Annotated in this window: 13 protein-coding genes; 8 read left to right on the plus strand and 5 right to left on the minus strand. The window is 71.7% G+C overall.

Annotated features, from left to right (window positions below):
- Positions 1-18 precede the first annotated feature (18 nt).
- From IEZ08_RS00720 to IEZ08_RS00740, 5 genes are all read left to right on the plus strand, one after another.
- Positions 19-1,416 (plus strand): APC family permease, encoded by a 1,398-nt coding sequence (locus tag IEZ08_RS00720; protein ID WP_203863206.1) that lies wholly within the window; start codon positions 19-21, stop codon positions 1,414-1,416.
- Entirely contained in the window at positions 1,413-3,032 is a 1,620-nt protein-coding gene (locus IEZ08_RS00725; RefSeq protein WP_068921962.1) for an amidohydrolase, read from the plus strand. Before IEZ08_RS00720 ends, IEZ08_RS00725 begins: the two co-directional genes overlap by 4 nt.
- A gap of 147 nt (positions 3,033-3,179) precedes the next feature.
- On the plus strand, positions 3,180-3,449 hold the full coding sequence (gene rpsO / locus IEZ08_RS00730) for a 30S ribosomal protein S15 (RefSeq protein ID WP_068921963.1): 270 nt from the start codon (positions 3,180-3,182) through the stop codon (positions 3,447-3,449).
- A 321-nt stretch (positions 3,450-3,770) separates the two neighbouring features.
- Positions 3,771-6,125: a polyribonucleotide nucleotidyltransferase gene (locus IEZ08_RS00735; RefSeq protein WP_068921964.1), complete on the plus strand. Its 2,355-nt coding sequence runs from the start codon at positions 3,771-3,773 to the stop codon at positions 6,123-6,125.
- Positions 6,125-7,435, plus strand: a complete 1,311-nt coding sequence (locus IEZ08_RS00740; protein WP_068921965.1) for a M16 family metallopeptidase — start codon at positions 6,125-6,127, stop codon at positions 7,433-7,435. Before IEZ08_RS00735 ends, IEZ08_RS00740 begins: the two co-directional genes overlap by 1 nt.
- A 464-nt stretch (positions 7,436-7,899) precedes the next feature.
- Here IEZ08_RS00740 and IEZ08_RS00745 read toward each other — a convergent pair whose 3' ends face one another.
- Positions 7,900-9,168, minus strand: coding sequence for an MFS transporter (locus tag IEZ08_RS00745; protein WP_189241448.1), 1,269 nt, complete (start codon positions 9,166-9,168; stop codon positions 7,900-7,902).
- Positions 9,169-9,355: 187 nt separating this feature from the next.
- Between IEZ08_RS00745 and dapB the strand changes: the two genes are divergently transcribed.
- The 3 genes from dapB to IEZ08_RS00760 are packed head-to-tail and all read left to right on the plus strand — an operon-like array spanning position 9,356 to position 10,787.
- Positions 9,356-10,093, plus strand: coding sequence for a 4-hydroxy-tetrahydrodipicolinate reductase (dapB, locus tag IEZ08_RS00750; RefSeq protein ID WP_068921966.1), 738 nt, complete (start codon positions 9,356-9,358; stop codon positions 10,091-10,093).
- Between the two features lie 39 nt (positions 10,094-10,132).
- The gene (locus IEZ08_RS00755) at positions 10,133-10,309 is read left to right on the plus strand and encodes a zinc ribbon domain-containing protein (RefSeq protein ID WP_176728414.1); all 177 of its coding nucleotides are present in this window, start codon (positions 10,133-10,135) and stop codon (positions 10,307-10,309) included.
- On the plus strand, positions 10,278-10,787 hold the full coding sequence (locus IEZ08_RS00760; protein ID WP_068921967.1) for a GNAT family N-acetyltransferase: 510 nt from the start codon (positions 10,278-10,280) through the stop codon (positions 10,785-10,787). The genes IEZ08_RS00755 and IEZ08_RS00760 overlap by 32 nt, the downstream gene beginning before the upstream one ends.
- A 69-nt stretch (positions 10,788-10,856) precedes the next feature.
- On the opposite strand, the gene IEZ08_RS00765 is transcribed toward IEZ08_RS00760, so the two are convergent.
- The 4 genes from IEZ08_RS00765 to IEZ08_RS00780 all read right to left on the minus strand — a co-directional run bounded on the left by IEZ08_RS00765 (position 10,857) and on the right by IEZ08_RS00780 (position 14,655).
- Positions 10,857-11,726 (minus strand): 1,4-dihydroxy-2-naphthoate polyprenyltransferase, encoded by an 870-nt coding sequence (locus IEZ08_RS00765; RefSeq protein WP_068921968.1) that lies wholly within the window; start codon positions 11,724-11,726, stop codon positions 10,857-10,859.
- Between the two features lie 94 nt (positions 11,727-11,820).
- Positions 11,821-12,432 carry a GNAT family N-acetyltransferase gene (locus IEZ08_RS00770; protein WP_068921969.1) on the minus strand — a complete coding sequence of 204 codons (612 nt, stop codon included), beginning with the start codon at positions 12,430-12,432 and terminating at the stop codon, positions 11,821-11,823.
- A 101-nt stretch (positions 12,433-12,533) separates the two neighbouring features.
- Positions 12,534-13,178, minus strand: coding sequence for a CGNR zinc finger domain-containing protein (locus IEZ08_RS00775; RefSeq protein ID WP_068928493.1), 645 nt, complete (start codon positions 13,176-13,178; stop codon positions 12,534-12,536).
- 64 nt (positions 13,179-13,242) lie between these two features.
- A complete protein-coding gene (locus IEZ08_RS00780) occupies positions 13,243-14,655 on the minus strand; it encodes an aminotransferase-like domain-containing protein (RefSeq protein ID WP_229802852.1) in 1,413 nt (470 codons plus the stop codon).
- Between the last annotated feature and the right edge of the window lie 113 nt (positions 14,656-14,768).

Genomic DNA, 14,768 nt, shown 5'->3' on the forward strand with positions numbered 1-14,768 from the left:
GTCGTATGAGGAGCCCCCGTGCTCGACCAATCCACACTCGCGCCGCAGGCGGCTCCGTCCCTGCCGCGGGTCCTCGGCCTGTTCGGCGCGGTCATGCTGACCCTGTCCTGCATCACCCCCACCTCGTCGCTGTTCATCATCGTCCCCGAGGTGCTGGCCGGGCAGGGGAGCGGCGCGGTGATCGCGCTCGTCGCGGGCCTGGCGGTCTCGATCGGGATCGCGTTCTGCTACGCCGAGCTGGGCACGCTCGCGCCGAGCTCCGGCGGTGAGTACGCCATGGTGACCACGCTGCTCGGCCGGTTCGGCGGCTGGATCACCTTCGGGCTCTCCGCCTCCCTCCTCATCGTCATCCCGCCGATCATCGCGCTGGGCACCGCCGACTACCTGTCGGACCTGTTCACCGTGGACCGCGCGCTCGCCGGGGCGGCCGTCATGCTGCTGGCCACGCTGTTCGCCGTGCTCGACGTCCGCTCCAACGCCTTCATCACCGGCGTCTTCCTCGCCGTCGAGATCGTCGCCGCCGCCTTGGTCGCCGGTTTCGGGTTCCTCAACTCCCAGCGCGACGTGTCGGTGCTGGTCTCCCCGGTGGTGCCGGACGGGCAGGGCGGGTTGTCGGCCTTCTCCGTGGGGATTCTGATGGCCGGCCTGACGGTCACGATGTTCTCCTTCAACGGCTTCGGCTCGGCCGTCTACCTCACCGAGGAGATCAAGAACCCGCGCCGCAACGTCCCCCGCACCGTCTTCTGGGCGCTCGGCCTGGCCGGAGTGATCATCATCGTTCCCACGGCCGCCGCGGTGCTCGGCGTCGGCTCACTCGACGACCTGGTCAACGGCACCTTCCCCGACTACGTGCGGGCCTGGACCAGCCCCGGCTTCGCCGCCGTGATCAACCTGAGCATCGCGATCGCGATCCTCAACGCGGTGCTGGTCATGGCGTTGCAGAACGGCCGCGTCATCTTCGCCTCCGGCCGCGACCGGGCGTGGCCCGCGCCGGTCAACCGGGCTCTGACCCGGCTCCACCCCAGGTGGGGCTCGCCCTGGGTGAGCACGCTGGCCATCGGCCTGCCCGGCGCGCTGATGGCGGCCCTGTTCGACATCGAGGGCCTGCTCGGCGTGACCTCCGTCATCCTGACGCTGGTCTCCCTGCTCATCGCGGTCGCCGCCCTCCGCGCCCGGACCGGCGGGTACCGCAGGGCCGCGGCCTGGCGGATGCCGCTCTGGCCGGCGGTCCCGGTCGCGGTGATCGCCGCCCTGCTGTACGCCCTGGCCGAGCAGGAGCTGAAGGACCTGGCCGTCGCCGGCGCCATCGTCGCGGTCTGCGCCGTCTACTACGTCTTCTACCTGCGCCCCCGCGCCGCCGACCGCTGGGTCGTGGAGACCCCGGAGGAGACGGCCTCCCCGGGGGACGGCCGGTGAACGACCTGATCGTACGCAACGCCCGGATCCACACCGTGGACCCGGCGCTGCCCCGGGCGCAGGCGCTGGCCGTACGGGACGGACGGATCACCTGGGTCGGCGACGACGCCTCCCGCCCGGAGGGCGCCGAGGTGATCGACGCGGGCGGGCGGCTGGTCCTGCCCGGCTTCGTCGACGCCCACAACCACGTACGGCTCGGCTCGGACGACGCGTGCGTCCAGCTCGCCGGGGCGGGCTCCCTGGCGGAGATCGGCCGGCGGATCGCCGCGTGGCGGGCGGCCAACCCGCACGCCCGGTGGATCGAGTGCGAGGGCTTCGACTACTCCGCGATCCCCGGCGGCCGGATGCCGCGCGCCGCCGACCTGGACCCGCTCACCGAGGGCCTGCCCGCCTTCGTGTTCGGCTACGACGTGCACACCATGTGGCTGAACACGGCCGGTCTGCGCGAGCTGGGCATCGACCGCGACCACACCGACCTGCCGTACGGCGTGGCCGAGACCGACGAGGCGGGCGAGCCGACCGGGTTCGTCACCGAGTTCGCGGTGCGCGGGCTGTCCCGGGAGGGCCAGCGCGCCCTCGCCGGGCTGGGCGTGCCGTGGGCGAGCGCCGAGCGGCAGTACCCCCGGCTGCTGGCCAGCCTCGACACGGCCACCCGCTACGGCATCACCACGATCGTCGAGCCGCAGAACTCGCTGGACGACCTGGCGCTGTTCGAGCGGGCCCGGGCCGAGGGACGGCTCCGGTCGCGGGTGATCGCCGCGCTGTTCCACCCCCGGGGCACGAGCGGCGCCGAGCTGGCGGACTTCGCCGCCGCGGCCCGGGGCGGGGACGAGTGGCTGCGGGCCGGGCCGCTCAAGCTCTACATCGACGACGTGGTGGAGCCGCACACGGCGGCGCTGCTGGAGCCGTACTGCGGGCACGCGCACCGGGGGGAGACCTTCTACGACCCGGAGGAGTTCGCGCAGCTGCTGGCCGAGCTGGACGCGGCGGGCTTCCAGGCGTTCGTGCACGCCACCGGCGACCGGGGCATCCGCACCGTGCTGGACGCCGTCGAGCACGCCCGGAAGGTGAACGGCCCCCGGGACGCCAGGCACCAGATCGTCCACGTCGAGTGCCTCGACCCGGCGGACGTGCCGCGCTTCGCCGAGCTGGGCGTCGTCGCGTGCATGCAGCCCCGGCACTGCTCGCCCGACATCGCCGGCCCCGGCCACGACTGGGCCGAGGCCGTGGGGCCGGGCCGGTGGGCCAAGGCGTGGCCGATGCGCTCGCTGCACGAGGCGGGAGCCGTGCTGGCGTTCTCCAGCGACTGGAACGTCGCCGAGATGGATCCCATGATCGGCATCTACACCGCCGTCACCCGGCGCGGCCTGGCGGGCGGGCCCGCCTGGGTGCCGGAGGAGGCGGTCGACCTGGAGACCGCCATCCGGGCCTACACGCTCGGTTCCGCCTACGCCAACTTCTGCGACCACGACCGCGGCTCCCTGACCGTGGGCAAGCTCGCCGACCTGGTGATCCTCTCCGAGGATCTCTTCGGGATCCCGGCCGGGCGCATCCCCGAGGTCCGTGCCGAGACCGTGATCGTGGGCGGCCGGGTCGTGGAGTGTGCGAGCAGGTGACGGCCGATGGTAGTCTGGCATGTCAGCTCTGTAACCGGTGGTGACGTCACCCCCGGGTGCTGACCCCGCCACGGCGACTGTAGGCACACACGGTCGCTCGGGCCTTTTCCCGAATCAACGTGTGCCCGTAGATGTTCAAGGAGAGACGTGTCGCTCGACAGCGCCGCCAAGAAGCAGATCATCAGTGAGTACGCCAAGAGCGATGCCGACACCGGCTCGCCCGAGGTGCAGATCGCGCTGCTCAGCAAGCGCATCAGTGAGCTCACCGAGCACATGAAGCGCAACAAGCACGACTTCCACAGCCAGCGCGGCCTGCTGCTGCTGGTCGGCCGTCGCCGTCGCCTGCTCAAGTACCTGCAGAGCAAGGACATCCAGCGTTACCGTTCGCTTATCGAGCGACTGGGTCTGCGCCGATAACATGACGGGGGAGTGGCGTTCACGCCGCTCCCCCGTCTCGTGGGGAACGTTCCGGCGCGTCGCGCCCTGGGAACCTGTTCCTGCGAGCAAACTGAATAGCCGAGAAAGTGCCCCCGCGTCCGCAAGCAAACGCGCCCCACGGCGTCGGAGGGCCGGTCCTCGGTAGTGGCCCCCGGTCATCACGGCGCATGCCGTACACACGAACCGGGCGCTTCGATCGAAGACCGGCGCTGCACCTACGGGGAAGCGGCAACAAAGACGACCCTGGCACGACACGCGTGTCCGGGCGGACGCGGGTGACCGACCACAAGGAGGTCCCCCGTGGAGGGTGTCCACAGCAGTGAAGCCGTCATCGACAACGGCTCTTTCGGCACGCGCACCGTCCGGTTCGAGACCGGCCGGCTCGCGCGCCAGGCGGCGGGTTCCGCCGTCGCCTACCTGGACGACGAGACGATGGTCCTGTCCGCGACCACCGCGTCCAAGTCCCCCAAGGAGAACCTCGACTTCTTCCCCCTGACGGTGGACGTCGAGGAGCGGATGTACGCCGCGGGCCGCATCCCCGGCTCGTTCTTCCGCCGTGAGGGCCGTCCCTCCGAGGACGCCATCCTCACCTGCCGCCTGATCGACCGGCCGCTGCGCCCGTCGTTCGTCAAGGGCCTGCGCAACGAGATCCAGGTCGTCGCCACGATCATGGCGCTCAACCCCGACCACCTCTACGACGTGGTCGCGATCAACGCCGCGTCCCTGTCCACCCAGCTCGCCGGGCTGCCCTTCTCCGGCCCGATCGGCGGCGTGCGCGTCGCGCTGATCGAGGGCCAGTGGATCGCCTTCCCGACCCACTCGGAGCTGGAGAACGCCACCTTCGACATGGTCGTGGCCGGTCGCGTCCTGGAGGACGGCGACGTCGCGATCATGATGGTCGAGGCCGAGTCCACCCGCGACACGCTCAAGCTCGTCGCCGAGGGCGCGGTCGCGCCGACCGAGGAGACCGTGGCCGAGGGCCTGGAGGCCTCCAAGCGGTTCATCAAGGTGCTGTGCGACGCGCAGTCCAAGCTCGCCCAGGTCGCCGCCAAGGAGACCGCCGAGTACCCCGTCTTCCTCGACTACCAGGACGACGTCCTGGAGGCCGTGACCGGCGCGGTCAAGACCGAGCTGGCCGCCGCGCTGACCATCGCCGGCAAGCAGGAGCGCGAGGCCGAGCTCGACCGGGTCAAGACCCTGGCCGCCGAGAAGGTCGCCCCCGACTTCGAGGGCCGCGAGAAGGAGGTCGGCGCCGCCTTCCGCTCGCTGACCAAGAAGCTCATGCGCGAGCGCGTCATCAACGAGGGCGTGCGCATCGACGGCCGCGGCGCCAAGGACATCCGCCAGCTGACCGCCGAGGTCCACGTGGTGCCCCGGGTCCACGGCTCGGCCCTGTTCGAGCGCGGCGAGACCCAGATCCTGGGCATCACCACGCTCAACATGCTCCGCATGGAGCAGATGATCGACACGCTGAACCCCGAGCGCACCAAGCGCTACATGCACAACTACAACTTCCCGCCCTACTCCACCGGTGAGACCGGCCGGGTGGGCTCTCCCAAGCGCCGGGAGATCGGCCACGGCGCGCTCGCCGAGCGGGCGCTCCTGCCGGTCCTGCCCACCCGCGAGGAGTTCCCCTACGCGATCCGCCAGGTGTCGGAGGCTCTCGGCTCCAACGGCTCCACCTCGATGGGCTCGGTCTGCGCCAGCACGATGTCGCTGCTGGACGCGGGCGTGCCGCTGAAGGGCATCGTCGCGGGCATCGCGATGGGCCTGATCAACGAGGGCGACCAGTACGTCACGCTGACCGACATCCTCGGCGCCGAGGACGCCATGGGCGACATGGACTTCAAGGTCGCCGGCACCCGGGACCTCATCACCGCCCTGCAGCTCGACACCAAGCTCGACGGCATCCCCGCCTCGGTCCTGGCCGCCGCGCTGAAGCAGGCCAAGGGCGCCCGTCTGGCCATCATCGACGTGATGCAGGAGGCCATCGACTCCCCGGCGGAGATGAACGTCACCGCCCCGCGCATCATCACGATCAAGGTCCCGGTCGACAAGATCGGCGAGGTCATCGGCCCGAAGGGCAAGATGATCAACCAGATCCAGGACGACACCGGCGCCGAGATCACGATCGAGGACGACGGCACCATCTACATCGGCGCCACCGACGGCCCGTCCGCCGAGGCGGCGCGTTCGGCCATCAACGCCATCGCCAACCCGCACATGCCGGAGGTCGGCGAGCGCTACCTGGGCACGGTCGTCAAGCTCGCCGCCTTCGGCGCGTTCATCTCCCTCATGCCGGGCAAGGACGGCCTGCTGCACGTCTCCCAGATCCGCAAGCTGCACGGCGGCAAGCGCATCGAGAACGTCGAGGACGTCATGAACGTCGGCGAGAAGATCCAGGTGGAGATCGCCGAGATCGACTCCCGCGGCAAGCTCTCGCTCGTCCCGGTCGAGGTCATCGAGAAGGAGGCCGAGGCCAAGGGCGAGGCCGGCACCCCCGAGTCGGGCGAGTCGGACGCCGCTCCCGCCGCCCCCACCTCCGCCTCCGCCGCCTCCGCCGAGGACAAGCCCGCCGAGGACAAGCCCCGTCGCACCCGCGTTCGGACCCGCAGCAGCGGCGGCAACCGTGGGGGAGAAGACCGCAACTCGTGATGACCACCACTCTGCACCCCGGCAAGGACGGCGCCGGGGTCGTGCAGCGCACCGTCCTCCCCGGTGGGCTCCGGGTGGTGACCGAATCCATGCCGACCGTGCGATCCGTCGCGGTCGGCATGTGGGTCGGCATCGGATCGAGGGACGAGGCCCCCGAGCACATGGGGGCCTCCCACTTCCTTGAGCACCTGCTGTTCAAGGGAACCCCCACGCGGGACGCCCTGGAGATCTCCGCGGCGATCGAGGGCATCGGCGGTGAGATCAACGCCTTCACCGCCAAGGAGTACACCTGCTACTACGCGCGGGTCCTCGACGAGGACCTGCAGGTGGCGATCGACGTGCTCGCCGACGTGGTGACCTCCTCGCTCATCACCTCCGACGACGTCGAGGCCGAGCGCGGCGTGATCCTCGAGGAGATCGCCATGCACGACGACGACCCGTCGGACGTCGTGCACGAGCAGTTCTCCGCGGAGCTGTACGGCGACACGCCCATCGGCAGGCCGATCCTCGGCACGGTGGAGTCGATCAACGCGATCGACCGCGACCGGATCGCCGAGTACTACCGGACCTACTACCTGCCCACCCGCACGGTGGTGTCGGTGGCGGGCAACGTCACCCACGAGCAGGTGGTGGAACTGGTCGCCGCCGCCTACGAGCGGGCCGGGGCGCTGGGCGGGAACGCCACGCCGATCCCGCCGCGCGTGACCGGCGAGGGCGTCGAGACCCGCTCCGGCATCCGGGTGCTGCACCGCCCGACCGAGCAGGCCAACCTGGTCCTCGGCACGACCGGCATCACCCGCACCGACGACCGCCGCTTCGCCCTCGGCGTGCTCAACGCGGCGCTCGGCGGCGGCATGTCGTCGCGCCTGTTCCAGGAGATCCGGGAGAAGCGCGGCCTGGCCTACTCGACGTACAGCTACACCTCCCAGTACGCCGACACCGGTCAGTTCGGCATCTACGCCGGCTGCCTGCCCTCCAAGATCGACGACGTGCTGGAGATCTGCCGCGAGGAGATCCTGCGGGTGGTCGCCGAGGGCATCACCGAGGACGAGATCGTCCGCGGCAAGGGCCAGATGCGCGGCGGCCTCGTCCTCGGCCTGGAGGACACCGGCTCCCGCATGTCCCGGATCGGCAAGGGCGAGCTCGTCTACGACGAACTGCTCTCGGTCGACGAGGTCCTGGCGCGGATCGAAGCGGTCACCCCCGAGGAGATCACCGAGATCGCCCGCGACATCTTCACCCGCCCTCTGACCCTCGCGGTCATCGGCCCCTACGAGGACAAGGACTTCAGCCGGGCACTGTCCGTCTGACGTCACGGGTCGCGCCGTACCGGCGCCGGTACGGCGCGCAACCCGGGCTGGGCGGGTCCGGGGCAGGGGAGATGTCGTGGCCTCGTGTTGCGGTGGGGTCTTCTGCCGGGGTCATGGTCGTGCTGTGCGGGCGGATCGTCCGGCCGGCCGTCGGGGTTGCTGTCTGGTATCTCAGGCCTCCGGCCTGGCGGGCGCGCGGGGTCCTGGCACGGTCTTACGCCGGCCGGCCAACCCGCCCGCTCCGCACTCCTCGCGCTCCGCCGTACCGGGTGCGGGCCGTAGGCGGGTGACTCTCCGGCCGCCCGGTGATCTCGCCGCGGCTGAAGCGTGAACGCGGGACTGTTCGGAGCCGGGCGCCGTCGCCCGCGGCCACCCTGTCGGAAAGGAGCGCAGGGCGGGCCGCCGTAGCTGCGCCCATCGGACAAAGGCCGGGCCGGAGCGGTCACCGGCCGTCACCGACAGGCTCAGCCAAACGGTGATCTGTCGCAAGGAAGGCGCCAGGGCGGTATGTCCTCGACATCGCGCACGGTACGGAGGGCCGTGCAGACCGGTAGCGGGGACAGAACAATGATCATGGAGGCCAGACAGAGCGTCGGCCGCAGCCCGATCAACTCTCCGAGAGCTCCCCCGAGCAGGGCACCGAGAGGGAACAGACCCATCATGAGAAAGCGCATGGTGGCGTTGGTCCTGCCGAGCATCCGTTCGGGACACAGCCGTTGACGCAGGCTGACGTTGGTGATCGCATAGATGATCTGCCCCAGCTCGCCGGCGGCCGTACCGAGCACGATCAGACCGGCGAGCCCGCCCGGCTGAGCCAGGGGACCGAGCAGCGTGACGGGGCCGGTGACGGCCAGAGACAGCCAGACGATCCTGGCCGAGCCGACGCGCCGGGCCAGGCGAGGCGTGAGGGCGGCACCGAGCATGGCGGTGAGCGCGCCGAGCGAGAGAACGATCCCGACCGCGGCGGCGGACAGACCGATCTCACGGACCATGAAGATGAAGCTCACCGCCGAAGCCATGGCGAAGGAGGAATTGCAGGCGGTGCTGGTGAGGGCGGTGGCGCGAAGAACCCTGGTCCGCGCGACGAAGACCAGGCCCTCCTCGATCTCCGCCGCGAGCCGCGTCTGCCGCGGGGGACGCACCGCATCCGGCTCACGCGTCCTGATCGCGAGAAGTGACGCGGCGGATGCGACGAACGCGGCGGACTGGATCAGCACGACGTTCGCGGCTCCCCACAGCGTGACCGACCAGCCCCCGAGTCCCGGCCCGGCTGCCTGGCCGAGAGCGCGGACGGTCTCCATCGCCGAGTTCCCGGCGAGCACGTCGCCCTTCCCGGTGACGGACGGGATATAGCTCTGGTAGCCGACATCGAAGAAGACCCTGGCGATGCCGGTCAGCAACGATACGAGCACCAGCTGCGCAATGGTCAGGTTCCCGAGCAGCGCTGCCAGAGGGATCGTCGTCAGGAGACCGGCACGCACCAGGTCACTCGTGATGAGGATCGGCCGGCGGCGCCAACGGTCGACCCACGCACCGGCCGGCAGGCCGATCAGTGCGAACGCGATCGTTCCCGACGCGGTGACGAGGCCGAGTTGCAGCGGTGACGCCTGGAGGGTCACGACGGCCAGCAGCGGGATCGCCACACTGCTGACCTGGGTGCCGAGCTGGCTTGTGATCTGTCCGAGGAGAAGAAGCCGGAAGTCGCGGTGCCGGAACGGTGAACCACGGGGCACGGAAGCCTCCAGAGAACCGGTGGGCGGACCCCACCCCGCAGCTCCGAAGGCGTCGCCAGGGGAGGGAGACGTTACCGGCCCTCCTCCAGAGGGTCAAGCCGTACGGCTGACCACAGCCGTACCGGCGCCGGCTCCTTGCCCGGGTGCGCCCCGTACCGTCAACCGCGGACGGTATACCCTGGGGCGCGTGATCAGGGTAGGGGTTCTCGGCGCCCGCGGGCGCGTCGGCGTGGAAGTGTGCAGGGCCGTCGAGGCGGCGGACGACCTGGAGCTGGTCGCGGCCGTCAACAGTGACGACCCGATCGAGCGGCTGGACGGCGCCGAGGTGGTGGTCGACTTCACCCACCCTGACGTGGTCATGGACAACATGCGCTGGTGCGTCGAGCACGGCATCCACCCCGTGGTCGGCACGACCGGCTTCGACGCCGACCGGCTCGCCGCGGTACGCGGCTGGCTGGACGCCAACCCCGGGGTCAACGCGCTGATCGCGCCGAACTTCGGCATCGCCGCCGTGCTGATGATGCACTTCGCCCAGCAGGCCGCCCGCTACTTCGACTCCGTCGAGATCGTCGAGCTGCACCACCCGAACAAGGCGGACGCGCCCTCCGGGACCGCCCGCCGTACGGCCGAGCTGGTCGCCGAGGCGCGGCGCAAGGCCGGGATGGCCGCGATGCCCGACGCGACGAGTTCGGCGCTGGAGGGTGCGCGCGGCGCGGACGTGGACGGCGTCCACGTGCACGCCGTACGGCTGGCCGGGCTGATCGCGCACCAGGAGGTGATCCTGGGCGGTGACGGGGAGATCCTCACCATCCGGCACGACACCATGAACCGGGCGTCGTTCACGCCGGGTGTGCTGCTGGGCGTGCGCCGGGTCCGGGAGGTCCCGGGCCTGACCATCGGGCTGGAGCACCTGCTCGACCTCTGAGGGGCGGAACTCCCGGGACGGGTCGCTCGTCCTGGAAATATGGAGCGTCCCGAACTCGTCTGCCCGCTCTGCGGCAACGCGGAGTTCCAGCAGGAGCACGGCCGGTTGGACAGCCGGTGGGGGGTCACCTCCCACCGGGTAACCCTGATGATCTGCACGCGATGCCGCTATATCCTCCATTTCTATGACAAGCACTCCATCTTCGACTTCGACTGAGGTCCGCTGGGCCGAGGCGGCGGAGCTGCCGGGGCTGGTGGCGGTCGAGGTCGCGGCCGACGGGGTGTTCTCCCAGGTGGGGATCGTCTTCCCGGCGGGCACGACGATGATCGAGGAAGTCGGCGATCCGTCCCGGGTGCTCGTCGCCGGGGACCCGCCGGCAGGGTTCGCCCTGTTCGGCTGGGTCGATGGGAACGTTCACCTCGACCAGCTCGCGGTCCACCCGGACCACGGACGGCGGGGCGTCGGCGGGCGCCTGGTGGAGGCGCTGTGCGCGCACGCGGCGGCGGTCGGGGCGCGGGCCGTCACGCTCACCACCTTCCGCGACGTCCCGTGGAACGGGCCGTGGTACGCGCGGCGCGGTTTCACCGTGCTCGATCCGGCCGAGTGGGGGCCGGAGCTGGCCGCACTGGTGGACCACGAGCGGGAGCTGGGCATCGAGCTCGCACCCCGCGTGGTGATGCGCCGCCTCCTGTGACGGGCGCCGGGCGTCACGGCCCCGGTGACCGGTCGCCGCCGGCCTCGGCACGGGTGGCCGCGGGCGGCTCTAAAGGGCCAGGCCGACGGTGAACAGCAGGCCGAAGACCATCTGCAGGCGGCCGGTCTGCTGGAGCGTGGTGATCAGCGCCGGACCGACGGCGCCCGCCCGGACCGCCCGGACCGGGTCGATCGCCAGCGGCGCGGCGAGCACGCCGAGCGCCGCGAACGGGTGCCAGGGGGCCAGGGCGGGGGCGATGACGAGCGGCAGGATCAGGCAGAGGGCGTAGAGCGTGCGGGTACGGCTGTCGCCGAGGAGGACGGCCATGGTGCGCTTGCCCGCCGGGCCGTCGGTCACGATGTCCCGCAGGTTGTTGATCACCAGCATCGCGCAGGCCAGCAGCCCGACCGGGACGGCGGCGGCCACCGCGGTCCAGGGCACCCGCTCCAGCTGGACGAACGTGGTGCCGGTGACCGCGACCAGGCCGAAGAAGACGAAGACCGAGATCTCGCCCATCGCGCGGTAGCCGTACGGGCGGGAGCCGCCGGTGTAGAACCAGGCCGCGGCGATCGCCGCCGCGCCGACCGCCAGCATCCACCACGCCCGGGTCGCCACGACCAGGACCAGACCGGCCAGCGCGGCGGCCAGGAAGCAGCCCAGCGCCGCGGCCAGCACCTGCCGCGGGGCGGCGGCCCCCGATCCGACCAGGCGCATCGGGCCGACCCGGTTGTCGTCGGTGCCGCGCACGCCGTCGCTGTAGTCGTTGGCGTAGTTCACGCCGATCTGCAGGGCGAGCGCCACGAACAGGGCGAGCAGCGCCCGCCACCACACCGCCCCGCCGTACCCGATGGCGACGCCGGTGCCGACGGCGACGGGGACGACGGCGGCGGGCAGGGTGCGCGGGCGGGCACCGGCGATCCACTGGCTCGGGGTGGCCATGGCGTTGCGGTCTTCCTCTCGGGGGTCCGGAAAGCGGTCCCGGATCCGTCGGGGACAGGGTCTTTCCGGTCCCCCGGAGCCGGGGCGGCCGCTGCTAGCTGATGTCGGTGGCCAGGCGGATCATCCGTACCGGCCGGCCCATGTCGAGGACCCGCTCGGCCCCGTCCTCGCCCCAGCCCGCCGACTCCAGGAACCCGAGCAGCGGGTGGTTGTCGGCGAACACCCAGGTCACGATGGTCCGGTAGCCGTCCTCGCGCAGGTAGTCGACCGTGGCGTTGAGCAGGCGGCTGCCGTGGCCGCGCCGGATGTAGTCGGGGTCCACCAGGAAGGTGAGCAGCTCGGACGCGACGGTGGGGTCGAGATCGGGGTCCTCGGCGGGGGCGTGGGAGGCCAGTCCGACCACGCGCTCCGCGCCCTGCATCGCGGCCAGGGCCTCGATACCGCCGGGACCGAGCGCGGGGAACGCGTCGGTGTCGAGGACGACCTGCTCCACCGCGACAAGCACGCGGTGCCGGGAGGTCGGCGGGGAGACGATCGCCTCGTCCCACTGCCGCCGCCACATGTGTTCGGCGGCCGGGCCGGTCATCTGCTCCAGCGGTCCCTCGGGCAGGAACTCCCGGTAGCCGTGCCGCCAGGCGCGGATCTGGGTGCCCGTCACCGCGTCGACATCATCGTGCCGAGCCGCCCGCACGCCTACGTCTGCCATCTCGGCCCGCTCCTTATCTGCCGTACACCGCCAGGACACGCTGCCCATGGGCCCGTTCCGCGCGAGCGGGCGTCAGGCGGGTGGACCCGTGAGGCAGGCAGTTACACCGTATCGGGGAATCTGGCTCCCAGATGACGCGAACTCGTCTCCGACTGACGTCGCGCCCGGTATGCCCTGGTCTTGGTGCGGTTACCGCAGACCTTCATCGAGCACCAGGAACGCGAACGGTTTTTGGAGGAGTCGAGGAACGCCCACTGGCAGGTGCTCTCGGTGCACACCTTCAGCCGGGGCCAGTTCCCCTCGGCGTGGACCGCCATCACGGCGGCGGCGATCCTGGCCAGTCCGGCGAGGGCTCCCGTCACCGCCGGTTCCAGGGCGGGGGTCTCACCGGTCAGTGTGAGCGTGAGCGGCAGCCGGTCGAGCGCGCGGGAGAAGCGCAGCTCGTCGGCCGCGCCGTTTCCGCCGTCTCCGTTTCCGTCGGCTGTGTTCCCGCCGGTTGCGTTCCCTTCACCGCCGGGGCCGCCGCCGGGGCCGCGGCCGTGGTGGAGGCGGAGGGCGGCGCGCAGCCCCTCGCGCAGATCGACGGCTGTGGCGAGGTCCGCCGCGCTCGCGGTGTCGTCGGGGCCGGTGAGACCGCGCCTGCCCAGCCACGCGACGAGGGCGGCGGGAGAGGGGATCGCGTCGGTGCCGCTCTCGACGTCGTAGCTGTTGACGAAGTCGCACACCAGGGCGGCAGGGCTGATCATCAGGATGGACCACCTCTTCGTGACCACTGTACGCGAGTAGGAGGTTGCTCTCGTCTCGACGCCTTCACACGGGGTTCGACGGTGCTCCCGCAGTGGAGTTCACCCGCTCGACGGCCAGTGCCAGCCGTCTGACCCCCTCGGCCAGCTCGGGAAGGTGGGCCGCCGCCACGTGGGTGAGACGGATCCGGGGGCCGGGCGGCTCGGCGGGATAGTAGATCCGCCCCGGGCTCACCAGGACCCCCTGGCGGCGCGCCTCCTCGACCACGGTCTCCTCGTCGAGGTCCTGCGGGAGCCGTACCCACAGGTGCAGGCCGCCCCGGGGGACGAGGTGGATGTCCGCGGCGGGCACGCGGGCGGTGACGGCGGCGGCCAGGGCGTTCCTGCGGGCCGTCAGCTCGGTGCCGAGCGCGGACAGGTGCCGTGGCCACGCGCCGGAGCTGACGAACTCCAGCGCCGTCTCCTGGAGCGGTCTGGCGACGAAGAACGAGTCCACCAGGCGGCTCGCCCGGATCCGGTGGGCGGCCGGTCCCCGGGCGATCACCCCGGCGACGCGCATGCTCGGGGCCAGCACCTTGCTCAGGGAGTTGACGTGGACCACGGTGCCGTGGGCGTCGAGGGCGACGAGCGGCGGGGGGACGGGCGCGCTCGTGAAGTAGCGCGCGTAGTCGTCCTCGATCACGAACGCCCCCGCCGCCCGCGCCACCGCGAGCACCTGCTCGCGGCGCTCGCGCGTGAGCGTCGCGCCGGTCGGGTTGTGCAGGGTCGGCTGGCAGAGGAAGACCCGGGCGCCGGTGACGGCGAAGGCCTCGGCGAGGAGTTCGGGCCGCACCCCGTCCCGGTCCATCGGTACGGCGGTCGCCCGGAGCCCGGCGGCCCGCGCGGCGGCGAGCGCGCCGGGGTAGGCGGGAGTCTCGACGAGCACGGGAGTGCCGGGAGCGGCGAGGGCGCGGAGGGCGTGGGTGAGGGCCGACTGCCCGCCGCTGACCACGAGGACGTCGGAGGGCGTGATGTCGCCCCCGGCCTCCCGGGCGAACCATCCGCGCAGTTCCGTCAGGCCGGTGAGCGGCGGGAGCGCCCAGACGTCGGGGCGGCGCAGGGCGCGCGTAGCGGCGGCGTTGAGCGCCTTGGACGGGCGCAGGGCCGGGTTGAGATAGCCGCCGGTGAGGGGGACGACGCCGTCGGGCGGGGGTGTGAGCAGGCCGCTCACGCCGGTGTCGTCCACCACCCGGTCGCCCAGCGCGACCGTCTGCCAGGAGAAGTCGGCGGGGCCGTCGGCGCGGGCCGGACGGTGGGCGACGTAGGTCCCGCTCCCCGGCCGGGTCACCACCCGGCCCTCGGCCGCCAGCCGCCCGAGGGCACGGGAGACGGTCACCGGGCTGACGCCGTGCAACCGGATGATCTCCCGGCTGGAGGGGAGGCGGTCGCCGGGCCGGAGCCGCTCGGTCTCCTCGCGGAGGATGGCCGCCAATCGGACGATACTGCTATCGTCATTCATGAGAGATAACGATAGCGCTACTGTGACGGGCCGGATAGCGGATCTCCGGCCCGCTTCCGCGCCCGGTCTTCCCCGCCGCCCCGCTCCGGCGCCAT

Source organism: Planobispora rosea (genome assembly GCF_014648175.1).
GTDB lineage: Bacteria > Actinomycetota > Actinomycetes > Streptosporangiales > Streptosporangiaceae > Planobispora > Planobispora rosea.

Excerpts from the sequence above, each read along its gene's own strand:
- IEZ08_RS00760 (WP_068921967.1), top strand. The coding sequence starts at position 10,278 with ATGACAAGCACTCCATCTTCGACTTCGACTGAGGTCCGCTGGGCCGAG.
- IEZ08_RS00770 (WP_068921969.1), bottom strand. The coding sequence starts at position 12,432 with ATGGCAGACGTAGGCGTGCGGGCGGCTCGGCACGATGATGTCGACGCG.
- IEZ08_RS00755 (WP_176728414.1), top strand. The coding sequence starts at position 10,133 with ATGGAGCGTCCCGAACTCGTCTGCCCGCTCTGCGGCAACGCGGAGTTC.
- IEZ08_RS00775 (WP_068928493.1), bottom strand. The coding sequence starts at position 13,178 with ATGATCAGCCCTGCCGCCCTGGTGTGCGACTTCGTCAACAGCTACGAC.
- IEZ08_RS00765 (WP_068921968.1), bottom strand. The coding sequence starts at position 11,726 with ATGGCCACCCCGAGCCAGTGGATCGCCGGTGCCCGCCCGCGCACCCTG.
- IEZ08_RS00740 (WP_068921965.1), top strand. The coding sequence starts at position 6,125 with ATGACCACCACTCTGCACCCCGGCAAGGACGGCGCCGGGGTCGTGCAG.